At 72.2% G+C, this 23,103-nt stretch carries 18 protein-coding genes; 8 read left to right on the plus strand and 10 right to left on the minus strand.

Translation table 11 applies throughout. The features are described from left to right. Window position 1: 1 nt before the first annotated feature. The gene (locus ACFVFQ_RS32200) at window positions 2-664 is read right to left on the minus strand and encodes an HAD family hydrolase (protein ID WP_383422857.1); all 663 of its coding nucleotides are present in this window, start codon (window positions 662-664) and stop codon (window positions 2-4) included. A 99-nt stretch (window positions 665-763) separates the two neighbouring features. Further along, complete coding sequence (locus ACFVFQ_RS32205; RefSeq protein WP_383422859.1) at window positions 764-1,270, minus strand: DUF6912 family protein; 507 nt, start codon at window positions 1,268-1,270, stop codon at window positions 764-766. Between the two features lie 280 nt (window positions 1,271-1,550). Between ACFVFQ_RS32205 and ACFVFQ_RS32210 the strand changes: the two genes are divergently transcribed. Continuing rightward, the gene (locus ACFVFQ_RS32210) at window positions 1,551-2,255 is read left to right on the plus strand and encodes an Rv3235 family protein (RefSeq protein ID WP_383422861.1); all 705 of its coding nucleotides are present in this window, start codon (window positions 1,551-1,553) and stop codon (window positions 2,253-2,255) included. A gap of 88 nt (window positions 2,256-2,343) precedes the next feature. On the opposite strand, the gene secA is transcribed toward ACFVFQ_RS32210, so the two are convergent. Further along, complete coding sequence (gene secA / locus ACFVFQ_RS32215; protein ID WP_383422863.1) at window positions 2,344-5,184, minus strand: preprotein translocase subunit SecA; 2,841 nt, start codon at window positions 5,182-5,184, stop codon at window positions 2,344-2,346. A gap of 295 nt (window positions 5,185-5,479) precedes the next feature. Here secA and ACFVFQ_RS32220 point away from each other — a divergent pair, with 295 nt between their 5' ends. Together ACFVFQ_RS32220 and ACFVFQ_RS32225 are read left to right on the plus strand one after the other, a co-directional pair. Continuing rightward, complete coding sequence (locus ACFVFQ_RS32220; RefSeq protein ID WP_383422865.1) at window positions 5,480-6,100, plus strand: GNAT family N-acetyltransferase; 621 nt, start codon at window positions 5,480-5,482, stop codon at window positions 6,098-6,100. Window positions 6,101-6,158: 58 nt separating this feature from the next. Next, the gene (locus tag ACFVFQ_RS32225) at window positions 6,159-7,430 is read left to right on the plus strand and encodes a winged helix-turn-helix domain-containing protein (RefSeq protein ID WP_383422867.1); all 1,272 of its coding nucleotides are present in this window, start codon (window positions 6,159-6,161) and stop codon (window positions 7,428-7,430) included. Between the two features lie 44 nt (window positions 7,431-7,474). Here the strand turns inward: ACFVFQ_RS32225 and ACFVFQ_RS32230 are convergent, their stop codons facing one another. The 7 genes from ACFVFQ_RS32230 to mtnA all read right to left on the minus strand — a co-directional run bounded on the left by ACFVFQ_RS32230 (window position 7,475) and on the right by mtnA (window position 16,724). Next, the gene (locus ACFVFQ_RS32230; RefSeq protein WP_383422869.1) at window positions 7,475-8,230 is read right to left on the minus strand and encodes a response regulator; all 756 of its coding nucleotides are present in this window, start codon (window positions 8,228-8,230) and stop codon (window positions 7,475-7,477) included. Between the two features lie 233 nt (window positions 8,231-8,463). After that, the gene (gene hpf, locus ACFVFQ_RS32235; protein ID WP_383422871.1) at window positions 8,464-9,159 is read right to left on the minus strand and encodes a ribosome hibernation-promoting factor, HPF/YfiA family; all 696 of its coding nucleotides are present in this window, start codon (window positions 9,157-9,159) and stop codon (window positions 8,464-8,466) included. Window positions 9,160-9,571: 412 nt separating this feature from the next. Continuing rightward, the gene (locus tag ACFVFQ_RS32240) at window positions 9,572-10,279 is read right to left on the minus strand and encodes a ComF family protein (RefSeq protein ID WP_383422873.1); all 708 of its coding nucleotides are present in this window, start codon (window positions 10,277-10,279) and stop codon (window positions 9,572-9,574) included. A gap of 462 nt (window positions 10,280-10,741) precedes the next feature. After that, a complete protein-coding gene (locus ACFVFQ_RS32245) occupies window positions 10,742-12,673 on the minus strand; it encodes an LpqB family beta-propeller domain-containing protein (protein WP_383422875.1) in 1,932 nt (643 codons plus the stop codon). After that, window positions 12,663-14,876 (minus strand): MtrAB system histidine kinase MtrB, encoded by a 2,214-nt coding sequence (mtrB, locus tag ACFVFQ_RS32250; protein WP_383422877.1) that lies wholly within the window; start codon window positions 14,874-14,876, stop codon window positions 12,663-12,665. The genes ACFVFQ_RS32245 and mtrB overlap by 11 nt, the downstream gene beginning before the upstream one ends. A gap of 1 nt (window position 14,877) precedes the next feature. Then, window positions 14,878-15,555 carry a two-component system response regulator MtrA gene (mtrA, locus tag ACFVFQ_RS32255; RefSeq protein WP_018542117.1) on the minus strand — a complete coding sequence of 226 codons (678 nt, stop codon included), beginning with the start codon at window positions 15,553-15,555 and terminating at the stop codon, window positions 14,878-14,880. Continuing rightward, window positions 15,552-16,724 carry an S-methyl-5-thioribose-1-phosphate isomerase gene (gene mtnA / locus ACFVFQ_RS32260; protein WP_383422880.1) on the minus strand — a complete coding sequence of 391 codons (1,173 nt, stop codon included), beginning with the start codon at window positions 16,722-16,724 and terminating at the stop codon, window positions 15,552-15,554. Before mtnA ends, mtrA begins: the two co-directional genes overlap by 4 nt. 155 nt (window positions 16,725-16,879) lie before the next feature. On the opposite strand from mtnA, the gene ACFVFQ_RS32265 reads away from it, so the two are divergent. The 5 genes from ACFVFQ_RS32265 to ACFVFQ_RS32285 are packed head-to-tail and all read left to right on the plus strand — an operon-like array spanning window position 16,880 to window position 22,694. Beyond that, window positions 16,880-18,502, plus strand: coding sequence for a hypothetical protein (locus ACFVFQ_RS32265; RefSeq protein WP_383422881.1), 1,623 nt, complete (start codon window positions 16,880-16,882; stop codon window positions 18,500-18,502). A gap of 4 nt (window positions 18,503-18,506) precedes the next feature. Beyond that, a complete protein-coding gene (locus tag ACFVFQ_RS32270) occupies window positions 18,507-19,199 on the plus strand; it encodes a DUF4129 domain-containing protein (RefSeq protein WP_383422883.1) in 693 nt (230 codons plus the stop codon). After that, on the plus strand, window positions 19,196-20,428 hold the full coding sequence (locus tag ACFVFQ_RS32275; protein WP_383422885.1) for a DUF4350 domain-containing protein: 1,233 nt from the start codon (window positions 19,196-19,198) through the stop codon (window positions 20,426-20,428). Before ACFVFQ_RS32270 ends, ACFVFQ_RS32275 begins: the two co-directional genes overlap by 4 nt. Next, window positions 20,409-21,374, plus strand: coding sequence for an AAA family ATPase (locus tag ACFVFQ_RS32280; RefSeq protein WP_383422887.1), 966 nt, complete (start codon window positions 20,409-20,411; stop codon window positions 21,372-21,374). Before ACFVFQ_RS32275 ends, ACFVFQ_RS32280 begins: the two co-directional genes overlap by 20 nt. A 9-nt stretch (window positions 21,375-21,383) precedes the next feature. Further along, on the plus strand, window positions 21,384-22,694 hold the full coding sequence (locus ACFVFQ_RS32285; protein WP_383422889.1) for a DUF58 domain-containing protein: 1,311 nt from the start codon (window positions 21,384-21,386) through the stop codon (window positions 22,692-22,694). The last annotated feature ends 409 nt before the right edge of the window (window positions 22,695-23,103 follow it).

Consider the following 23,103-nt stretch of genomic DNA (forward strand, 5'->3'; position numbering starts at 1 on the left):
CCTACGCGGCGAGCTCCTCCGCGACCTGCACGGCCTCGGCCAGGCTGTCCACCACCGGCGCCCCGGCGACCGCCAGGCTGCTGCGGCTGTGCGATCCACCGGTGTAGAGCACCGCATGGGCGCCCGCGTCCCGGGCGGCGATCGCATCGTCGACGGCGTCCCCGATCACCACCGTGCGCCCCGGGTCGACGCCCTCCAGGGCCGCCAGGTGCCCCACCATGTGCGCGCTCTTCGACCCGCCGGACGGTCCCCTGCGGCCCTCGATCCGGACGAAGTGGGAGGCGATGCCCAGGCCCCGCACCAGGGGTATCAGCTCGTCATGGCCGAACAGGCTGAGGATCGACTGGCTCCGCCCGGCCGCCTGCCACGACTCCAGCAGCGCCACCGCGCCGTCGGCCAGCCCGCACCCCGCCCGGTGCTCGGTGTAGTGCCGCTGGAAGGCCGCGTCCATCACCAGCCACTCGGCCTCGGTCGGCAGCCGGCCCATCAGCCGCTCGTAGAACCGCGGCACCGGCACGCAGTACAGCTCGCGGTAGCGCTCCAGCGTGATCGGCTCCAGACCGATCTCCGCGAAGGCGGAGTTGGTCGCCGCGATCACGGCGTCGATGTCGTGGAACAGGGTGCCGTTCCAGTCCCACACGATGTGTGTGGCGGGCTTCCTCATGTCGTCCGGTCCTTCCCCCCGTGCGAATGCCATGGGAAAGACCGTACCCGCCGCCACTGACAACGGCGCCGGGTCGCGTCGGGCCCGCCGGACCGGTCGTCACCCCAGCAACTGCGGGATCTCCTGCACCCCGAACCACATCAGGTCGTGGTCCTCGGCGCCGTCCACCGTGAACTGCGCGTCGTCGTCGCCGAGATCGGCCGCGCCCAGCATCGCCGCGGCCGCCGCCACGTCCTCCTCGGCGTCCGCGGAGTCCACGTGCACCGCCGCGGCCTTCGCCAGCGGCACCGGCCCGGCGATCCGCACCTCACCCAGCGCGGACTGGTCCAGCCCGCGGTCCGGGTCCACCGCCGCGCTCCGCTCCGGCACGTCCACCGCCACCACGACGCGCCGCCGCGCCGCGTCCGGGTGGCCGGCCAGCAGCCGCAGCGACGCCTGCGCCGCGCGGTTCAGCGCCGCGTACTCCAGCTCCTCGATGTCGTCCGACACGTACCACTCCCGCAGCGCGGGCGTGACGGCGTACGCGAGCAGCGGACCGGCCGCCAGCTCGCCGCTCTTGTGCGCCTCAGCGAGCCCGGAAAGCGTCAGGGGGACGTAGACACGCATAACAGCCGCTCTCGCTAGATCCAGAACAATGCCCCGCCAGCATACGGCGGTGCGTCCCCCTTCGTGCCGCCCGCGTTCCCCTCGGGCCGCCGGGCCACCGTCCCCGCACCGTCCCGGGCCCGCCCCGTGATCCCGGGCCCGCGCCACGGACGGGTGAAAATCGACCGCCGCTACCCGGCCCGCCGGACGCCTTGCTGATGCCGGCGCCCCGCCGACAAGATCGCTCACCACAAGCTACCGCCCGGTAAACGCTCCGGGCCCGGCCTGAGGGGGCACCGCGATGAACGAACCGACCAGCGAGAACACCGCACCGACCGGCGCCACGGCACCGACCGCGCGCTATGCCGAGGCGCCCGCCCCGACCGTCCCTGGGCCCCGCCGCTCCCCCACCGACCGCACCCCCGACGCCCCGGCCGCTCCCAGCGCCGCCACCCGCCCCGTGCCGCCGCTCACCACCCCGCGGCGCACCGCCCCTCCGGCCCGCCGCGGCACCCGCCGACCCAACGGGCCCGCGGGCCGCGGCCCCGGCTCCTTTGGCAACCGCGGCCCCACCCGCACCCCATACCTCACCCGCAACTCCGCGCAGCGCGGCCCCAGTTCCGCCGCCCCCGCGCTCCCCACCCCCGGCGCCCAGCGCCACGCCCACGAGAACCGGCCGCACTTCTGGTTCGCCCACCAACTCCTGCTCACCCTCAGCGGCCAGCGCCCCGTCCACGCCCTCCTCGGCCACACCCTCCCCGACGCCTACGACCGGCTCGCCGAACTCGCCCCGCTGACCCCACTGCGCCCCTACGTCGCCCCCGGCCTGCGCGCCCCCGTCCCGGCCCTGCACGCCTGCGGCCTGTGCCGCCCCCGCGAAGGCATCATCGAGGCGTTCGCCCGGATCACCACCGGCGCCCGGCTGCGCGCCCTGGCGTTCCGCCTGGAACGGGGCGCCGACGCCCGCTGGCGCTGCGCCGCCCTCGACCTCGGCCCCCGCCCCTGACGGCACGCCGCACGACACCGCCCCCAGGCAGCGCGAAGGGCGCCCGACCCGGTGGCCAGGCGCCCTTCGCGCGGTGCTCGGTGGTCGGCTACTTCTTGCGGCGCCGCCCGCCGCCCTTCTGCGCCTTGCGCCGCTCCGCGCGGGTCAGCCCGTCGGCCTCCGAGCGCGCCGGCCCGTCGGCCTCCAGGTCGCTGACGAAGTCGCCCTCGATGACGCTGCCGTCGCCGTCGACCTTCGGCGCGGTGAAGTGCAGCCGGTCCGGACGCTGCGGCGCCTCCAGGCCCTTGGCGTGGATCTCCGGGCGCCCCGCGCCGGCCGCCGCCACAACGGCCTCCCCGCCGCCCTGCGCCGCCTCGACCTGCTCCCCGGACTCCTCCACCGGGACCTCCTCGACCTGCTGCTCCACCTGGACCTCCAGGTTGAACAGGTAGCCGACGGACTCCTCCTTGATGCCCTCCATCATCGCGGTGAACATGTCGAAGCCCTCGCGCTGGTACTCGACCAGCGGGTCCTTCTGGGCCATCGCCCGCAGGCCGATGCCCTCCTGGAGGTAGTCCATCTCGTAGAGGTGCTCGCGCCACTTGCGGTCCAGGACGGACAGCACCACGCGCCGCTCCAGCTCCCGCATGATCTCCGAGCCGAGCTGCTCCTCACGGGCCGCGTACTGCTCGTGGATGTCGTCCTTGATGGCGTCCGCGATGAACTCCGAGGTCAGGCCCGCGCGGTCGCCGGCCTCCTCCTCCAGCTCCTCGATGCTCACCTTGACCGGGTAGAGCTGCTTGAACGCGCCCCACAGGCGGTCCAGGTCCCACTCCTCGGCGAAGCCCTCGACGGTCTCGGCCTGGATGTAGGCGTCGATGGTGTCGTCCATGAAGTGCTTGATCTGCTCCTGGAGGTCCTCGCCCTCCAGGACGCGGCGCCGCTCGCCGTAGATGACCTCGCGCTGGCGGTTGAGGACCTCGTCGTACTTCAGGACGTTCTTGCGGGTCTCGAAGTTCTGCTGCTCGACCTGCGATTGGGCGGAGGCGATCGCCCGCGTCACCATCTTGTTCTCGATCGGCACGTCGTCGGGCACGTTGGCCATCGCCATGACGCGCTCGACCATCTGCGCCTTGAACAGCCGCATCAGGTCGTCGCCCAGGGAGAGGTAGAACCGCGACTCGCCCGGGTCGCCCTGCCGGCCGGAACGACCGCGCAGCTGGTTGTCGATCCGCCGCGACTCGTGCCGCTCGGTGCCCAGGACGTAGAGCCCGCCGAGCTCCTTGACCTCCTCGAACTCCGCCTTGACGGCCGCCTCGGCACGCTCCAGGGCGCCGGGCAGCGCGGCCGCCCACTCCTCCACGTGCTCGACCGGGTCCAGCCCCGCCTGGCGCAGCTCGGTCTCGGCGAGGTCGTCGGGGTTGCCGCCGAGCTTGATGTCCGTACCGCGGCCGGCCATGTTGGTGGCGACCGTCACCGCGCCCTTGCGGCCGGCCTGGGCGACGATCGTCGCCTCCCGGTCGTGCTGCTTGGCGTTGAGCACCTCGTGGGCGATGCCGCGCTTCTTGAGCTGCTGCGAGAGGTACTCGGACTTCTCGACCGAGGTGGTGCCGACCAGGATCGGCTGGCCCTTCCCGTGCTTCTCGGCGATGTCCTCGACGACCGCGTCGAACTTCGCGGGCTCGGTGCGGTAGATCAGGTCGGCCTGGTCCTTGCGGACCATCGGGCGGTTCGTCGGGATCGGGACGACGCCCAGCTTGTAGATCTGGTGGAACTCCGCGGCCTCGGTCATGGCCGTACCGGTCATGCCGGAGAGCTTGTTGTAGAGGCGGAAGAAGTTCTGGAGGGTGATGGTGGCGAGCGTCTGGTTCTCGTCCTTGATCTCCACCCCCTCCTTGGCCTCGATGGCCTGGTGCATGCCCTCGTTGTAGCGGCGACCGGCGAGGATACGACCGGTGTGCTCGTCGACGATCATGACCTCGCCGTCGATGACGACGTAGTCCTTGTCGAGCTTGAACAGCTCCTTGGCCTTGATCGCGTTGTTGAGGTAGCCGACCAGCGGGGTGTTCACCGACTCGTAGAGGTTGTCGATGCCCAGCCAGTCCTCGACCTTGCTGACGCCGGACTCGTGGATGCCGACGGTGCGCTTCTTCTCGTCGACGTCGTAGTCGCCGGACTCCTCGATACCGCGCTGCGGGTTGGCCGGCTCGCCCCGCTTCAGGCGCTGCACCAACTTGGCGAAGTCGCCGTACCACTTGGTGGCCGAGTCCGCCGGACCGGAGATGATCAACGGCGTACGGGCCTCGTCCACGAGGATCGAGTCGACCTCGTCGACGATCGCGAAGTTGTGGCCCCGCTGGACCAGTTCGTCCTTCGACCACGCCATGTTGTCGCGCAGGTAGTCGAAGCCGAACTCGTTGTTGGTGCCGTAGGTGATGTCGCAGTTGTACTGCTCGCGGCGCTGAGCCGGCGTCATGTCGGCCAGGATGCAGCCGACCGTCAGGCCCAGGAACTTGTGGACCCGGCCCATCATTTCGGAGTCACGCTCGGCCAAGTAGTCGTTGACCGTGATCAGGTGGACGCCCTCGCCGGACAGCGCGTTCAGATACGCCGGGAGGGTACCGACCAGGGTCTTGCCCTCACCGGTCTTCATCTCCGCGACATAGCCGAGGTGCAGCGCCGCGCCGCCCATGAGCTGGACGTCGTAGTGCCGCTGGCCGAGCACGCGCTTGGCGGCCTCGCGGACCGTGGCGAACGCCTCGGGCAGCAGGTCGTCGAGGGATTCGCCGTCGGCGAAACGCTGCTTGTACTCGTCGGTGAGCGCCCGCAGCTCGGCGTCGGAGAGGGCCGCGAAGTCCTCTTCGATGGAGTTCACCTGGCCCGCGATGCGGTGCAGTCTGCGCAGGATCTTTCCTTCGCCTGCACGCATGATCTTCGTCAAGACGGACACTTGGGCTGGTCTCCTTGCCGGTCGGGCCTGCACGGTCGAGTGCGCGGGCGCGGCATGTTTCCAGGGGGCAGGCCCCGCCGCAACGGCCATCGTAAAGGAGGACGCTGTCCGGCCGGGAGGTCCGCCGCCACCGAGCCCGCCGACCCCTCGCCAGGTCAACGCACGAGCCCGCGAGAAGGTGCCGGAAAACTTTCCGCCCGGCTGTCTCCGGCACCCCGGGGACGTGCCGCCCCGACTGCCCGATGGCCCCGCGAAATCGCTCGCCCCACGCGGCCCCACGCCACAGACTCACCGCATGAAGCCCGTCAGCCTCACCACCGACCGCCTCCTGCTGCGCCCCTTCGAGCCCGCCGACACCGCAGCGGTGCACGCCGCCTGCCAGGACCCCGACATCCCCCGCTGGACCAGCGTCCCCTCCCCTTACACCCGCGCCGAAGCGGAACGGTTCGTCGGCACCCTCGCCCCCAAGGGCTGGCGGGACGACACCGCCTACGCCTTCGCCGTGGTAACTCGGGCCAACGGGACCCTCGTCGGCTCCATGAGCCTGCTCCGGATCGCCCGGCTACGCGCCCCGGAGCGGCAGGCGGAGCTCGGCTACTGGACCGCGCGGGAGCAGCGCGGCAACGGATACACCGCGGAGGCGGCCCGCGCCCTGGCCCGCTGGGCCTTTCGCGATCTGGGCGTGGAACGCCTGGAATGGCGCGCCGAGGCCGGCAACCACGGCTCCTGGGCCGTCGCCCGCAGCGTCGGCTTCCAACGGGAGGGCACCCTGCGCGCCCAACTGGTGCGCGACGGCATCCGCCGCGACCGCTGGATCGGCTCCCTGCTCCCCTCCGACCTGCCCCCGGAACCCGCCCGCACCGGCTCCCCCGCCCGCGCCCAGGCCCCCACCCCGTACCACCCCTACCCCCACTGACCTGCGCGAACGACACGACCACCGGGCGTTGTCAGTGCCCGCGCCTACGCTGTGCCCCATGACCGCCGTGACGCAGCGACAGCCCACGCCACCCCCTGTGACCACCCTGTCCGCCGACGACGCCAGACGGCTGGCGCTGCGGGCCCAGGGCCTGCTCGGCGCCCCCGACCGCCGGGCCGGCGTCCGCGGGATGCTGCGCAGTCTGGGCGCGGTCCAGCTCGACACGATCTCGGTGCTCGCCCGCTCCCACGAGCTGGTCCCCTACGCCCGCCTCGGCGCCGTCGGCCGCTCCGCCATCGAGAGCGCCTACTGGTCGGCGGGGCCCCCGGCCGGCTCCCCGGCCCGGCCGCACAGCTTCGAGTACTGGTCGCACGCCGCCTGCATCCTGCCCATCGAGGAGTGGCCGCACTTCGCCTTCCGCCGCCGCGCCCGACGGGCCAAGGGCCACCGCTGGCACGTCATGAAGGACTCCGCCCGCTCCTGCGCCGCCGTCCTGGAGCGACTGACGGCCGAAGGGCCGCTGACCACCTCGCAGTTGGGCGGCGGCCGAAAGGGCGGCGAGTGGTGGGACTGGTCCGAGACCAAGATCGCGGTGGAGTGGCTGCTGGACACCGGCGAGGTGGTCTGCACCGAGCGCCGCGACTGGAAGCGGGTCTACGACCTCGCCGAGCGCGCCGTCCCCGGGCCCCTGCTGCACGACGACCTCGACGACGCGGAGTGCGTGCGGCGCCTGGTCGCCCAGGCCGGCGCCGCGATGGGCGTGGCCACCCGCGCGGACCTGGCCGACTACCACCGGCTCAGGGGCGAGCAGGTGGCGGCCGTCATCGAGGACACCGGACTGGTGCCCGTCACGGTCGAGGGCTGGGCCAAGCCGGCCTGGGCCGACCCCGAAGCACTCGCCACCCCGCCCCGCGGCCGGCACCGCACGACCCTGCTCTCCCCGTTCGACTCCCTCATCTGGGACCGCCCGCGCACCGAGCGGATCTTCGACTTCACCCACCGCCTGGAGGCGTACGTCCCCAAGCCCAAGCGGATACACGGCTACTTCGCGATGCCCCTGCTGGCCGGCGGCAAGCTGATGGGCCGCGTCGACCCGGCCCGCGAGGGCAACACCCTCGTCGCCCGCCAACTCTCCCTGCACGGCCCCAAGGCCGTACGCCCCATGGCCCAGGCCCTCCGTGAGGCCGCGACCTGGGTCGACTGCGAGGCCGTCCGCATCGAGCGCTGCGACGACCCGCACCTGGCCGCCGCCCTACGCACCGAACTCGCCCGCACCGAAGGCCAGGACGCCCAGATACCCCACGGCGCCCGACGGGCCACCGCGGGCTGACCCACACCGCCCGGCACCGGCCCGGGGGCGAACCGCCCCCGGCCTCACCGGATTTCGAGGATCTTCTCCCGCATCGCATAGACCACGGCTTCCATCCGGGAATGCAGTTGCAGCTTCTCCAGGATGTTGCGCACGTGATTCTTGACGGTGTTCTCGGAGATGAACAACTCCTTGGCGATATCGCGGTTGTTCATGCCCGTGGCGACGAGCTTGAGCACCTCCAGCTCGCGGTCGGTGAGCCGGGGCGCCGGCACCAGCCGGCGCTCGTCGGTGCGCTGGATCATCGACTTGAACTCCGTCAGCAGCTTGGACGCCATCGACGGACTGATCTGTGACTGGCCGTCGGCGACCGCCCGGATCGCGGTGGCCACCTCGTCGGTGGAGATCTCCTTGAGGAGGTATCCGGTGGCGCCGGCCTTGATCGCGTCGTAGAGGTCGGCCTCCTCGTCGCTGATCGTCAGCATGATGATCTTCGCGCTGGGCGCCACCTCCTTGATGGAGGTGCACGCCTCGATCCCACCGCGCCGGGGCATCCGCACGTCCATCAGCACGATGTCGGGGAGCAGGTCGGCGGCCTTGTCGACCGCCTCAGCGCCGTCCCCCGCCTCGCCGACGACCTGGATGTCCTCCTCCTGCGCCAGCACGATCTCCAGGCCACGACGGAAGAGCGCATGGTCGTCCACGACGAGGACGCGGATCGGCTCCTTGCGCGGCACCCGCGCGCTCTCCCCCTCGTCGGCCCCCACGCCGCAGACGTCGCCGTCCGCATCACCCCGCGCGGGCCCGAAACTCTCCCCCATGGTTCCTCCCCGTCAACTACTCGACCGACGGCCAGAGTTTGGAGATAAGGCTGGTTGACAACAGCCCTGTGCGGCCAGCCCGATCAATGCCATACGACCGTCTCCCCGGCATGTCGCCGTTTCGTGCCCACATACTCCCCGGCTGGCACAAACACTATACGGCTTCAACTCCAGCCTTCCGCAGGCACGATGGTGCCCCCGGGCGTGCGCCGGGGGCACCTAACGGGTGGGGATCAGCCGCCCAGTGCGCCCCCTGCGCCGCCGGGCGATTCCTCTCCGAACGCGTCGGAATTCAAGTGGATGACGCCATAGTCATAGGCGTGCCGCCGGTAGACGACACTCGGCTGCTTGGTCTCGGCGTCGACGAAGAGATAGAAGTCGTGTCCGACCAACTCCATCTCGTAGAGCGCCTGGTCGAGCGCCATCGGCGCGGCGGAGTGGGTCTTCTCCCGGACGACTACGGGCCCTTCGCCCTGGATCTCCAGCGATCCCATCCGGGTGGTCGGCACCTTGTCCGCCTCCGCGGCTTCCTCCGCGGCCGTCAGGCCGTGGCCGTTCAGCCGCGCCGCGTCGGGGACGGTGACCGCGACCTCGCTCGCCGGAATGCGTCCGTTGCCACGGCGCGAGTGACGCTTGTCGTTCTGTTTCCGCAGGCGCGCCTCCAGCTTGGCCGTGGCCAGGTCCAGAGCGGCGTACGGGTCGGCTGCGGCCGCCTCGGCCCGGACCACCGGGCCACGGGAGCGGAGGGTGATCTCCACTCGGTCGGAACGGTCGGCCTGCCGCGGGTTGGGCTCCTTGGACACCTCGACATCCAGGCTGATTGCCTTGCCATCGAGCTTCTGGACCTTGTCCAGCTTCAGCTTCTCGGCCACGTGCTTGCGGAACCGCTCGGGCACCTCGGTCTTGCGGCCCTTGACGACGATGTCCACGCAGAACTCCGTTCCCGGATCGCCCCGCTCAGCAAGCGGAGCAGCTCCTTCTTGCACCAGGCCCCGGTGAGTGCCGGAGCCTCGGACTGGCGACTTTCACCTCCTCCTCCCCCAAGGACGAGCTCTCCACTCCCACTTTTCAGGATCGACCAAAAACCCCGAAACGCATGCAACACGACATCCGAGGCAAAGCGTCTGCCAAGTCCTCACAACCGAACATAGCTCTACTGGACGGGTGTCGGCACCCCCTCGCGACGACCAGCTCCGTTTGAGTGAAAATCGCCCCTCACTACCAGCAACGACGCCGTTGCCGGCCGAGTTCCCTTTGGCCGCTCGCATTGCCCGCCGTGCGGAGGGGGACTGAGGGACCTCGTCCGAGGGGACGCGGTCGCCCCGACTCCCGTGGCACGCCTCAGCTTCCGTTGAAAAGGAAAGAACTGCGGGGTGCCGCCACCACCGCCGCCCCCACCACCCGGCCACCGGCCGCCCTGAGCGCCCGCGCCGCCTCGGCGAGCGTCGCCCCCGTCGTCACCAGATCGTCCACCAGCACCACGGACACCCCCGTCAGCAGCCTCCCGGCCGCACCCGGCACCTCCAGTGCACCCGCGACGTTCAACAGCCGCTGCCGGGCGGCCAGCCCCGCCTGATCGACCACCGCACGACGCTGCCGCAACACCGCCAACACCCGCACCCCGCGCCCCGCCCGCCGCAGCTCGGCGGCGGCCGCCCACGCGATCCTGCGCACGGGGTCGTGCCCCCGACCGGCGACGGCCTTGCGCGCGGAGGGCACCGGAACCAGCAGGAGGGGGGTGCCCCCGCCCCCTCCCCCCACCCCCCGCACCGCCCCCGCCAGCACTGCTCCGAGCGGCGCGGCCAGCCGCAGCGCGCCGCGCTCCTTGTGGGCCAGCAGCACGGCCCGCACCTCGTCGGCGTACGGCGCACCGGCCCACACCCGCGGCAGCCCCGCAGGCACCGGCCACGGCCGTACCCGCCCGGCACCGCGACCACCGCGCCACAGCGCCCGACGGCACTCCGCACACAGCTCCGTACGCGGCTGACCACACCCCGCACAGTCGACCGGCAGCACCAGCCCCGCCAGCTCTCGCCACACCCCCCGCATGACTCCACTTTCGCGATGTGCGCGCCGGGCCACCACCCCTGTGGATAACTCAACGGACGCGGGCTGACGAAACAGACGGAGCGGTCCCCAGTGCTGACCCACCACCCATCCACCGCTATCCACCGCTATCCACCGCAGATCAGCAGCAGGCGCGGCCGCGCGCCCCCCCCCGAGACACGGGCACGCACGACTACGCGCCACCGGCAACGGACTTGCTACACACGGGAGAAGACACCCGTCGCCCGCCCATGCCGAGAGCCACGCCCCGCCCCAGTCACCCACCATCCACAAGAAGCCAACCGCTAAGAAGCCAACCACTCGGCATCGAGCGCACCACGCCGGCCGCCCGAGGCACCCCGCAAAGAACGCCAGAACGACCACCAAGCCCCCGGCGACGCACAAGACACACAAGAAGTACAAGACGGCACAAGACGCACACCATGACGCCGGCCGGCGAAACCCTCACCCCGGATAGACCGGCGCCGTCCCGTCCTTCGCCACCGTCTTCCAGTTCGCGTCCGGGGGGAGGCGCACGATGCCCTCCGTGGCGTCCGCGATCAGCGGACGGGTCTCGTCCTCCGAAGCCGCCACCGCCTTCACGCCGTTGACGCCGGGCAGCGTCTGCGCGTCCGACGCCGAACCGTCGGTCTCCATGTACTGCATCTGCTGCACGCCGCCGGCCTCCCGGCCGACGACCACCAGTCGGCTGCCGCCCGCCCAGGAGGCCGCCACCACGTCCTCCAACTGGGGCGCGATCGGCCGCAGTTCCTGCACCGACAGCACCGGGTGCGCGGAGGTGCCGTCCCGCTCGACCCGGCCGAGTTGGAGCGTCGTGCGGCCCTTGTCCTCGACCAGGACCGCGATCCGGATGCCGTCCGCGGCCACCTTGATCGCCTTGATCCGGCGCTGACCGAGGCCGGGCACCGCGACCTCCTCGGGGTCGCTCTTGCCCTCGCGCATCCGCAGCAGTCGCGACCCGCGCGCGTCCCGGTCGGCGATCCACAGATCGCCCAGCCCGTCCCAACTCGGCGCGCTCAGGCCCACGTCGGCCCCCTTGCCCGCGCTGGTGTCGGCGCTGGCGCTGGCGCTGGTCATCAGCGGCGCGCCGCGTGTGGCGCCGGCCTCCAGCCCGGCCACGTACAGGTACCGGCCGTCGCCGGACACCCCGGCCGCGGTGGTCTCCCCACGGGAGATGGCGATCGAGCGCAGCGGGGTCTGGCCGGTGCCGAACGGCCCCTGCACCGGCGTCGGTTCGGTGGCCGCGTCCGACATCGCGACGACGCGGTGCTCGGCGTCGATGAAGTACTCCCGGCCGGAGGGCCCGTTGCGCCCCGGCGCAACGAAGTCCTGGTTGGCCTGATCCTGCGTCAGCGCGCACAGCGAGTTGCCACTCGGGTCCTGGAGCTCCACCTCGCTGATCTTCGAGGCGCGCGTCATGTCCTGGACGGTGAAGAAGAGTTGGGCCGCCATCCGCTTGCACTGGGCGGTGTCGGTGTTCACCGCCTGCTTGCTGAGCTTGACCTGGAGGCTGTTGCTGTCGTCCAGGGACAGGTCGCGGGCCGCGAGCCGGGTGCCGGGCGGGAACGCCGAACTCGTCACCCGGTCCAGCCAGTCGGTGGGCCCGGTGAGCAGCGCATCCACGCTGGACGTGATCGGTTTTATCCGCTGTCGCAGGTAGACCGGGTCGGCGACGAGGACGTTCTTGCTCGCCTTGGGGTCGTCCGACTCGGACTTGTAGGAGGCGAAGTAGTACTTGTTGACGGAGCGGTAGATGCGCTGGAAGTCGGACTGACCCAGCACCAGGCCGTCGGGCAGCCGGTCGATGCGCCACTGGTCCCCCTCCTTGATGAGATGGATGGTCGCGCGGTACGGCTTCTCCTCCGGGGTGTAGGCGTGGTTGCCGTCCACCGTCGCGACCTGGCTGCCGGTGAGCGTGACGGTGTAGCCGTTGCCGTCCTCGCGGCCGGATGGGGCCTCCGGCACGGACTTGGGCCGCTCCTGGAGCACGTTGGTCATCAGGAACGGCCGCCAGGTCCGCTTCGCCGACGAGGCCAGGTACATCCTGGCCGTGCGGAAGTCCGCCTCGTCGCTGGTGGTCGCGTCCAGGAAGCTGCGCACGATGTTGGTGGGTTGGGCGCCCTGTGCCGGCGGCACGCCGTAGACCCGCACCTGCGAGTCGCCGTCGGCGCGCGGGGACGGGTCGACGGCCGTGACGTCGCCGCCGTCCGGCATCGAGGCGCAGCCGGCCAGCAACGCCCCGGCGCAGCCCAGCAGAACGGCCTTCCGGCCCCTCCGCCCCAGGCGCCCCAACCGCCCCGGGCGCGCCGTGTTGGCCCGCCGCGGTATCCACCCCCGGAGCCTCGCGGTGCGCGTCTCTTCGTGCTCAGCGCCCACGCCGCCCGCCTTCCCGCTCCACATCGCCTACGGTCTCCTGCTCGACGCGGTCCGCGGCCGAACCGCCGTGCCACCCCGGGCCGCCGTCCGGCACGCCCGGCACGTCCGGCACGCCCAGCACGTCCGCGCCCGAACCACCCGCGCCCGGCGCAGCGTTGGGTATCGCGTCGCGTGGCGTCGCGTCGTGTGATGTCACGTCGTCGGGTATCGCATCGTCGGCGCGCGTGTCCTCGGTCGTCGTCGCGGTCCCCTGCGGGGGCAGCGCGCGGGAGCCGCCGGGGGACGGCGCGGCCGGGGTCGATGCCGGCCGGGCCGGGGCGTGCGGTGTGCCGGGGCGCGGCTGGACCGGGACGGTGGCGGGCTTGCGGTCCGCGCGGGGCCGCCCGTTCTCGTCCAGGCCGCGGTGGCGCCGGGAGTCGTCCGGCTCCAGGGGTATCGGGGAGCCGCGCAGCGTCTCGCCGGCCGTACGGGGCAGCGTCAGCCGGAACTGGGAACCGCCGCCCGGCTCGCCCCACGCCTGGAGCCAACCGCCGTGCAGCCGGGCGTCCTCGATGGCGATGGAGAGGCCGAGCCCGGTGCCGCCGGTCGTCCGGGCCCGGGCCGGGTCCGCGCGCCAGAAGCGGTTGAAGACCCTGGTCGCCTCGCCGGGCTTGAGGCCGACGCCGTAGTCCCGGACCGCGACGGCCACCGCGCCGTCGCTGCGGCCGCCCGCGGACGCCAGCCGGACCACGACGTCGCGGCCCTCACCGTGCTCGACGGCGTTGACGACGAGGTTGCGCAGGATCCGCTCCACCCGGCGCGGATCGGCCTCGGCCATGACGGGGTGCTCGGCGCCGCGCACGACGATGTGGGTGCCCGTGCGCTCGGCGAGCGGTTCGGCGCCCTCGATGACGCGGTGGACCACGTCGCGCAGGTCGACCGGCTCGGCCTCCAGCGCCGCCGCGCCGGCGTCGAACCGGCTGATCTCCAGCAGTTCGGCGAGCAGCGACTCGAAGCGGTCGAGCTGGCCGCGCAGCAGCTCCGCGGAGCGCGCGGTGGCCGGGGCGAACTCGTCCCGCACCTCGTGGATGACGTCGGCGGCCATCCGCACGGTGGTGAGCGGGGTGCGCAGTTCGTGCGAGACGTCGGAGACGAACCGCCGCTGCATCCGGGACAGTTCCTCCAGCTGCTGGATCTTGAGCTGGAGGTTCTGCGCCATCTTGTTGAAGGACTCGCCGAGCCGGGCGATGTCGTCCTCGCCGGTGACCTTCATCCGCTCCTGGAGGAGGCCGGCGGCCAGCCGCTCGGAGATCCCGGCGGCCATCCGCACCGGCGTGACGACCTGACGGACCACCAGCCAGGCGATGGCGCCGAGCAGGATCACCACGAACACCCCGGCGGTCGCCAGCGTGCCGGTGACCAGCTTCAGGGACTCCTCTTCCTGGTTGAACGGGAAGAGGTAGTAGAGCTGGTACTGGTTGCCGTTGATGTCGTTGAGCCGCTTGCCGATGATCAGCGCCGGCATGCCGTCGTGGGATCCGATACTCCGGATCTGGGTGTACTGGCGGAACGTTCCGGACTTGCTGTCCAACTTCCGCCGCAGGTCCGGCGGGACGCTGCGCTCGGGGTCGACGTCCCCGGAGGCGCGCGGTCCGCGGGTGCCGGGTGTCGCGTCGCCGAACGGCTCGTCGGAGTCGGAGCTGAGCGCGACGACCGAGAACACGCCCTGGCCGCCGCTGGCGAGTTGCTCGACGAGGCTGGTCAGCCAGGTCGCGGAGTCCTGGGAGCCGCGGCTGGCGGTGCGGTTGCTGTCGTCGGTGTGGTTGTCGTCGCCGCCGTCGGCCAGCTTCCGGGCGACCTCGAAGCCGCCGACGGCCTGGCTCTGGGCGGCCTGCGCCTTGGCGGTCAGCAGGCCGTTGCGGACCTGGCCGACGACCACGACGCCGAGCAGCAGCACCACGGCCAGCGACATCAGCAACGTGGTGGCGACCACCCGGAGTTGGATGTTGCGCCGCCACAGTCGCAGCGCGGGCAGCAGCGGGCGGCGCACCCAGCGGCTGAAGAGCCGCAGCAGGGGGTGGACCGGTCCGCTCACCGCGCCGTCGGGCAGCAGTTGCCCACCGCGCAGCAACCGTGCCGCCAAACGATCCGAAAAGGACATATCGCCCGCAGGAGCGACGGTGCGACCCCGCTGTCCCTCGGGGGCCGAACCGTCCCGGGTCATCTCAGCTGGGCCCGGCCTTGTAGCCGACGCCGCGCACCGTCACCACGATCTCCGGCCGCTCCGGATCCCGCTCGACCTTCGAACGCAGTCGCTGCACATGGACGTTGACGAGCCGGGTGTCCGCGGCGTGCCGATAGCCCCAGACCTGCTCCAGCAGCACCTCACGGGTGAACACCTGCCACGGCTTGCGCGCCAGCGCCACCAGCAGATCGAACTCCAACGGCGTCAGCGCGATCGACTGCCCGTCCCGCTTCACGGAGTGCCCCGCCACATCGATGACGAGATCGCCGATGGCCAGTTGCTCGGGCGCCGGCTCCTCCGAGCGCCGCAGCCGCGCCCTGATCCGGGCCACCAGCTCCTTGGGCTTGAACGGCTTGACGACATAGTCGTCCGCACCGGATTCGAGGCCGACCACCACGTCCACCGTGTCGCTCTTGGCGGTCAGCATGACGATCGGTACGCCCGACTCGGCCCGGATCAGCCGGCACACCTCGATGCCGTCCCGTCCGGGCAACATCAAGTCGAGCAGCACAAGATCGGGCTTGGTCTCGCGGAACGCAGCGAGCGCCTTGTCGCCGTCCGACACGAACGACGGTTCAAAGCCCTCGCCACGCAGCACGATGCCGAGCATCTCTGCCAGTGCGGTGTCGTCGTCGACGACCAGGACGCGTCCCTTCATTCGGCCATCATCCCATTACCTGATCGTGACGTTCTCCATCGTGAGGCGGAACACACGTCCGCCAGCCGCTCGCCGGTCACCGGCGACACCACCCCGGCCTCCGTGACGATCGCCGTCACCAGCTCCGCGGGCGTGACGTCGAAGGCCGGGTTGTAGGCCGGCGCACCCGACGGCGCCACCGGAACCCCGCCGCCGGCCTCCCCTCCGGCACCGCGCAGGTGTGGCAGGGAGAACTCCGTCACCTCGCCGCCCGGCCGCTGCTCCACCTCTATAGCGCTCCCCTCCTTCGTCTCCAGATCCACCGTGCTGGTCGGTGCCACCACCACGAACGGGACGCCGTGGTGGCGGGCGAGCACGGCCAGCGGGTAGCTCCCGACCTTGTTGGCCACCGCACCGTCCGCCGCGATCCGGTCGGCGCCGATGAGCACCGCGTCCACCTGGCCGGCGGCGAACAGCGAACCCGCGGCACCGTCCGCCAGCACCGTGTACGCCATCCCGGCACGCGCCGCCTCGTAGGCGGTCAGCCGCGCCCCTTGCAACAACGGCCGGGTCTCGTCCACCCACAACCGCCGCAGCTCGCCGGTCCGGTACGCCGCCAGCGCCACCGCCAGGGCGGTCCCCTCTCCCCCGGAGACCAGCGAACCCGTGTTGCAGTGCGTGAGAATCCGATGCCCACCGCTTGGCAACAGCTCACCCAGCAGCGCCAGACCGTGCTCCGCCATGCGCGCGCTGGCCTCCCGGTCCTCCGCGTGGACGGCCCGCGCCTCGGCCAACGCGGCCCCCGCCGCATCCCCCGGGCCGGCGCCACCGGCCACCGCCCGCCGGTACGCCGCGGCCACGCGCCGGACGCCGTAACCGAGGTTGACCGCGGTCGGCCGGGCGTGCGCCAGTGCCCCGGCGGCCTCCTCGACGTCGAGCCCCCGCGCCGCGGCCAGCGCAACGCCGTACGCGCCCGCGATGCCCAACAGCGGCGCCCCGCGCACGGCCAGCGTCCGGATCGCCCGCACCAGCGTCGGGACGTCCGCACAGACCAGCTCGACCTCCTCTGCTGGCAGCCGTGTTTGGTCGAGAAGGACCACGGCCGGGCCCTCGGGTGGTTCCGCCCAGCGCAACGACGGGATCGGGAGCGACCCACCGCCCGCCTCCGGTGCTTCGTGCTGATCAGCCATGAGCTCAGTCTGCCGCCGACCACCCGCCCAACAGAAGGTCGTCTTCCTCGAAGGGCACGGGTACAGAGCGCCATCGGCCATGACACGATGACTGACACCGCGGACCCCGGACCCCGGCCGCCGCCCTGGCGGACGGGCAGCAAGAAGGAGCGACGATGAACAACTCTCCGGGCTGGGCCTCGCCCGGATCCTCCCCCTCCGACCAGCCGGACCGCGGTGCCTCGGAGCAGCCCACCCAGACGCCCACTCCGGAAGACCGCCCCGGCGCGCCCGAACAGGCGGCCCCACCGAACTGGTCCAGCAACCAGCCGCCCCCCGGCCAGTGGACGGCCCCGGCCGGCATCCCCGGCCAGAGCGGCCGCGGCACCAGTGACCGCACCCGCGCCTCGTCCGGCCAGCCCCGGGGCGGCTGGACCACCCCGCCGGGCCCCGGCGGCGCCCCCGGCTGGGGCGGAGGCTGGGCCGCAACGCCGCCCGCCGCCAAGCCGGGCGTCATCCCGCTGCGCCCGCTGGGCGTCGGCGAGATCCTCGACGGTGCGGTGGCCACCATGCGCGCCCACTGGCGCACCGTGCTCGGCATCTCGCTGATCGTCGCGGTGATCTCGCAGTCCGCCGTCACGCTCGTCTCCGGCCTGTGGTTCCCCGGCCCCAATCCCCGCGCGGGCCTCGACGAGGGCTCCGGACCGCCGCTGCGCCAGGTCATGAGCGACATGGGCGACTCCCTCGCCGGCTCCGCCATCAGCTCGGTCATCGGGCTGCTCGCGACGATCGTCGCCACCGGCATGCTGACCATGATCGTCAGCCGGGCGGTGCTGGGCCGGTCGGTGACCGCCAAGGAAGCGTGGCGCGACGCCCGGGCCCAACTCCCGCGGCTGCTCGGCCTGGTCCTCCTGCTCTCGCTGCTCGTCACCGCCGCCTTCGCGGTCGGTCTCGCCCCGGGCCTCCTCATCACCGCCTCCGGCCCGCTCGGCGTCGGCGTGCTGCTCACCCTGCTCGGCCTGCTCGCGGCCGCCTGCGTGAGCGTCTGGCTGTGGGTCCGCTACAGCCTGGCCTCCCCGGCGCTGATGCTGGAGAAGCAGGGAGTCTTCGCCTCCCTGCGCCGCTCCGCCAAGCTGGTCCGGGGCGCCTGGTGGCGGGTGCTGGGCATCCAGCTCCTGGCCTACCTGCTGATCGTCATGGTCGAGTTCATCGTCCAGATCCCGGCCACCCTCATCGCCTTCCTGATAGACGGCGAGAGCCTGATGGACTGGGCCAACGGCACCAGCGGCTCCACCGGCTGGTCGTTCCTGATCACGATGGGCATCGGCGCGGTCATCAGCTCGACGGTCGCGCTCCCGATCAGCGCCGGCGTCACCGCCCTCCTCTACGTCGACCAGCGCATCCGCCGCGAGGCGCTCGACCTCGAACTCGCCCGCGCCGCCGGTCTCCCCGGCTACGGCGCCGAGAACCCCGCCGCACCGCAGGCCACCGGCACCGCCCCGGCCCCCCGGACCGCCCCCGACGTCACACCGGGCGCAACCCCCGTCGCGGAACCGACCGCTGACGCCCCGTCCGACCAGCCGGTGACCGCTCCGACGCACCCGACCGAGCCTGAGCCAACGGCCGCCCAGCCGGCGAACGTTCAGCTGACGAAGACCCACCCCTCCGAGGGCGAGAACACGACACCGAACTCGGCCGAAACCACCCCCGACGAGGCACCTGACGCTCCGTCGACACCCGCGGAGCCGTCCGCCGACATCCCCGGACCACGCCCGACCGACGCCGCGCCGGGAAGCTGATGCGGTGACCACAGGGGGGAAGATCGCCGCGCTCGCGCGCCTCACCGCGCTCTCCGACGACGACATACCGGTACGGATCTCTCGCGTCCCCGCCCGTGAAGCGGCGGAACGCGAGCTGTCCGATCCCCGGTACCACCAGCACGACCCCAACTTGCTCCAGCGCGCCCTGAATTGGCTCTGGGACCACGTCGGCGAGCTCTTCAACTCCGCCGCCGGCGCCACTCCGGGCGGCTGGGTCGGGCTCATCGCGCTCGCCGCGTTCGTCCTGCTGCTGATCGTCGCGCTCCGACTGCGGCTCGGGGCGGTGCGCCGCACCCCGACCACGCGCGGCGCCCTCTTCTCCGACACCCCCCGGACCGCCGCCCAACACCGCGCGACCGCCGACCGGCACGCGGCCGAGGGCCACTGGAACGAGGCCGTCCAGGAACGGATGCGCGCCCTCGTTCTCGCCCTGGAAGAGCGCGCCCTGCTCATCCCCGGCCCGGGCCGCACCGCCGACGAGGCGGCCGCCGAGGCCGGCCTGGTCCTGCCCGCGTACGCCGGGCAACTGCGCACGGCGGCCCGCACCTTCGACGACGTCGCATACGGCGGCCGCCCCGGCACGGAACGGGCCCATGCCCTCCTGGCCAACCTCGACACCGAGCTCCAGCGCGCCAAGCCCCACCTGGCCGCCACCGCGACCGGGAGCCGCGGATGACCACGGCCACCACCGCCACCACGACTCCCGGCCACACCGCGCACCGCCTGTGGACCCGCTCCCGGGGCGTCCTGCTGGGCCTGCTGCTGCTCGTCATCGGCGGGATCGTCCTCGCCACCCTGCGGTCCGGCGAACAGCACGGCCGACTCGACCCCCGCTCCGCGGACCGGACCGGCAGCCAGGCCCTCGCCCAACTCCTGTCCGCCCACGGCGTCACCACCCAGGTCGTGACCACCTCCGAGGAGGCCGCCGCCGCGGCCGGCCCGGACAGCACCCTCCTCGTCACCGCCCCCGACGTCCTGACCGAGGGCCAGCTGACCAACCTCTCCACCGCGGCCGACCGCGCTCCCGGCCGCACCGTCCTGCTCGCCCCCGGCTCCGCCTCCCTCCAGGTCCTCGCGCCCACCGTCCACGTCGAACCGCAGATCGGCAACGCGCCGCGCCAGCCCGGCTGTTCGCTGCCCGCGGCCCGCAGCACGGGTGACGTCCTCCTCGGCGGCCTCCGCTACGCCGCCACCGGCCCCTCCGTCGACCGCTGCTACGACGCCAGCGGCTACGCCACCCTGCTGCGCCTCCCCGCACCCGACGGCGACCGCGACACAGTCCTCCTCGGCTCCGCCGACTTCCTCTACAACCAGCACCTCGCCGAGCGCGGCAACGCCTCGCTGGCCCTTCAACTCCTCGGTACGCACAAGCATGTGGTCTGGTACCTCCCCTCCGTCAGCGACCCGTCCTCCACTGCCCCGGACGACAAGCCCGGTCTCCTCGATCTCCTCCCCGCCGGCTGGCGCTGGGCCCTCCTCCAACTCACCCTCGCCGCCCTCTGCGCGGCCCTGTGGCGCGCCCGCCGGCTCGGCCCCCTGGTGCCCGAACGACTCCCGGTCACCGTCCCGGCCGCCGAAACCACCGAGGGCCACGCCCGCCTCTACGAACAGGCCCACGCCCGCGACCGGGCCTCGGCCGTCCTGCGCTCGGCGGCCCGCACCCGGCTCGCCCCCCTGATCGGCGTGCCCGCCGCGCACGCCCACACCCCCGACGTTCTCCTCCCCGCCGTCCGCACCCAGCTGGGCGCCACCCCCCTGGCCACGTCCGACCTCCAGTCCCTGCTGTTCGGCCCCGCCCCGGCGGACGACAAAGCTCTGGTACACCTGGCCGACCAACTCGACACACTCGAAAGCTCGATCGTTTCCCAAGAGAGGCACGCACCTCGTGAGCACCCCGACCGCTGACAGCGCCCGAGCCTCCCTTGAGGAACTGCGCACCGAGATAGCCAAGGCCGTCGTAGGCCAGGACCCCGCCGTCACCGGCCTGGTCGTCGCGCTGCTCTGCCGCGGTCACGTACTCCTCGAAGGCGTCCCCGGCGTCGCCAAGACCCTGCTCGTCCGCGCCCTGTCGACCGCCCTCGAACTCGACACCAAGCGCGTACAGTTCACCCCCGATCTGATGCCCAGTGACGTCACCGGTTCGCTGGTCTACGACACCCGCAACGCCGAGTTCTCCTTCCAGCCCGGCCCGGTCTTCACCAACCTCCTGCTCGCCGACGAGATCAACCGCACGCCGCCCAAGACCCAGGCGTCCCTGCTCGAAGCGATGGAAGAGCGCCAGGTGACCGTCGACGGCACGCCTCGCCCGCTCCCCGAGCCGTTCCTCGTCGCCGCAACCCAGAACCCCACGGAGTACGAGGGCACTTACCCCCTGCCCGAGGCCCAGCTCGACCGCTTCCTGCTGAAGCTCACGATGTCGCTGCCCGCCCGCCAGGACGAGATAGACATCCTCACCCGGCACGCGGCCGGCTTCAGCCCAAGCGATCTGAACGCTGCAGGACTCCGCCCCGTCGCCTCCGCCGCCGACCTCGAAGCAGCTCGCGACGCCGTCGCGAAGACGGCCGTCTCCCCCGAAGTCACCGGCTACATCGTCGATATCTGTCGTGCCACGCGCGAATCCCCCTCGCTGTCTCTCGGCGTCTCCCCCCGAGGAGCCACCGCCCTGCTCGCTACCTCACGCGCCTGGGCCTGGCTCACCGGCCGCGACTACGTCACGCCCGACGACGTCAAAGCCCTGGCTCTCCCCACCCTCCGGCACCGCGTCCAACTCCGGCCCGAGGCCGAGATGGAAGGAGTCACCGCTGACTCCGTGATCAACGCCGTGCTCGCTCATCTCCCCGTCCCCCGCTGAGGCAAGCTCATGGCCCTCACCGGACGTACCGCTCTCCTCTCCGCACTCGGAGCCCTCGTCGTGGGCTTCGCGCTCCCTGGCTGGCTCGGGATCCTCACCGTCCAACTCGCCTTGCTGATAGCAATCGTGTGCGATCTGGCCCTCGCCGCGCCAGTGCGAAAGCTCCATTTCACCCGAACCGGTGACACAAACGTTCGACTAACGGGCCAAGCCCACATCCACCTCACCCTCACCAACCCGGACCGCCGCCCCCTGCGCGCCGAACTCCGCGACGCCTGGCCCCCGAGCTCCTTCCGCCCCGGCGACGACATCCCTGCCTCCCGCCACGCGCTCCGCGTCCCCGGCGGCGAACGACGCCGCCTGACCACCACGCTCCACCCCACCCGCCGCGGCGATCACCACGCCGTCCGCGTCACGGTCCGCTCCTACGGCCCCCTCGGCCTGGCCGCCCGCCAAGGAAGCCACCACGTCCCCTGGACCCTGCGCGTCCTGCCCCCGTTCACCAGCCGCAAGCACCTCCCCGCCAAACTGGCCCGACTCCGCGAACTCGACGGCCGCACCAGCATCCTGACCCGCGGTGAGGGCACCGAATTCGACAGTCTCCGCGACTACACCCCCGGCGACGACACCCGCTCCATCGACTGGCGCGCCACCGCCCGCCGGCAGACCGTCGCGGTCCGCACCTGGCGCCCCGAACGCGATCGACGCATCCTCCTCGTGCTGGAAACCGGCCGCACCTCCGCCGGCCGCGTCGGCGACGTCCCCCGCCTCGACGCCTCCATGGACGCCGCCCTGCTCCTCGCCGCCCTCGCCGCCCGCGCCGGCGACCGCGTCGACCTCCTGGCCTACGACCGCCGGGTACGCGCCTCCGTACAGGGCCGCACCGCCCGCGACCTCCTCCCGGCCCTTACCGACGCCCTCGCCCCCCTCGAACCGGAGCTCATCGAAGCGGACGCCCGCGGCCTGGCCGCAACCATCCACCGCCACGCCGCCCGCCGCTCCCTGATCGTCCTCTTCACCGGCCTCGACCCGGCCCCCGTGGAAGAGGCCCTCCTCCCGGTCCTCCCCACCCTCACCCAACGCAACGAACTCATCGTCGCCGCCGTCGCCGATCCCCGCATCGAAGAGATGGCCGCCGGCCGCCACACCCCACAGGCCGTCTACGCAGCCGCCGCCGCGGAACAGACCCGCGCCGCCCGCCGCCGCACCGCCGACCGCCTCCGCCGCCACGGCATCACGGTCCTCGACTCCACCCCGACCCGCCTGGCGCCCGACCTAGCCGACGCCTACCTCTCCCTAAAGTCAGCCGGCCGCCTCTAACCAACTCTCTTCCCCCCCGAAACGGCACGGGCCCCACCCCGTCCGTTTCCCACCTCCCACCCACGCCACAAACAGGTCAGACACCCCTCCGCGGCCCAGGTCCGGACGCAAACCACCCCACGACCACCGCGTTGCCCGTCAAATCCCTACACGGGATACGACGCGCAGCCCCACCCCGGCCTCCAACAACACACCTCTCGCAACAACACACGACAGAAAGCCAGCCTCACCAACGCCGTCCCCCCACCACAAGCAAAACCCCACAACGCAAAAAAGCCCCGCCCCCAAGCCAAACCCGGGAACGAGACTCAAATACAACGCAAAGAAGCCCCGCTCCCCGAGTAAAACTCGGAGAACGAGGCTCCCCTCAAAAAAAGTTCGGCGGCGTCCTACTCTCCCACAGGGTCCC

Source organism: Streptomyces sp. NPDC057743 (assembly GCF_042798755.1).
In the GTDB taxonomy this organism is placed as follows: domain Bacteria; phylum Actinomycetota; class Actinomycetes; order Streptomycetales; family Streptomycetaceae; genus Streptomyces.

What these genes read in the sequence shown, in the direction of transcription:
- mtrA (WP_018542117.1), bottom strand. Translation starts at nt 15,555, where the DNA reads ATGAAGGGACGCGTCCTGGTCGTCGACGACGACACCGCACTGGCAGAG.
- ACFVFQ_RS32225 (WP_383422867.1), top strand. Translation starts at nt 6,159, where the DNA reads ATGACCGCCGTGACGCAGCGACAGCCCACGCCACCCCCTGTGACCACC.
- ACFVFQ_RS32265 (WP_383422881.1), top strand. Translation starts at nt 16,880, where the DNA reads ATGAACAACTCTCCGGGCTGGGCCTCGCCCGGATCCTCCCCCTCCGAC.
- mtrB (WP_383422877.1), bottom strand. Translation starts at nt 14,876, where the DNA reads ATGACCCGGGACGGTTCGGCCCCCGAGGGACAGCGGGGTCGCACCGTC.
- ACFVFQ_RS32285 (WP_383422889.1), top strand. Translation starts at nt 21,384, where the DNA reads ATGGCCCTCACCGGACGTACCGCTCTCCTCTCCGCACTCGGAGCCCTC.
- ACFVFQ_RS32230 (WP_383422869.1), bottom strand. Translation starts at nt 8,230, where the DNA reads ATGGGGGAGAGTTTCGGGCCCGCGCGGGGTGATGCGGACGGCGACGTC.
- ACFVFQ_RS32205 (WP_383422859.1), bottom strand. Translation starts at nt 1,270, where the DNA reads ATGCGTGTCTACGTCCCCCTGACGCTTTCCGGGCTCGCTGAGGCGCAC.
- ACFVFQ_RS32275 (WP_383422885.1), top strand. Translation starts at nt 19,196, where the DNA reads ATGACCACGGCCACCACCGCCACCACGACTCCCGGCCACACCGCGCAC.
- mtnA (WP_383422880.1), bottom strand. Translation starts at nt 16,724, where the DNA reads ATGGCTGATCAGCACGAAGCACCGGAGGCGGGCGGTGGGTCGCTCCCG.
- ACFVFQ_RS32200 (WP_383422857.1), bottom strand. Translation starts at nt 664, where the DNA reads ATGAGGAAGCCCGCCACACACATCGTGTGGGACTGGAACGGCACCCTG.
- ACFVFQ_RS32220 (WP_383422865.1), top strand. Translation starts at nt 5,480, where the DNA reads ATGAAGCCCGTCAGCCTCACCACCGACCGCCTCCTGCTGCGCCCCTTC.
- ACFVFQ_RS32210 (WP_383422861.1), top strand. Translation starts at nt 1,551, where the DNA reads ATGAACGAACCGACCAGCGAGAACACCGCACCGACCGGCGCCACGGCA.
- ACFVFQ_RS32240 (WP_383422873.1), bottom strand. Translation starts at nt 10,279, where the DNA reads ATGCGGGGGGTGTGGCGAGAGCTGGCGGGGCTGGTGCTGCCGGTCGAC.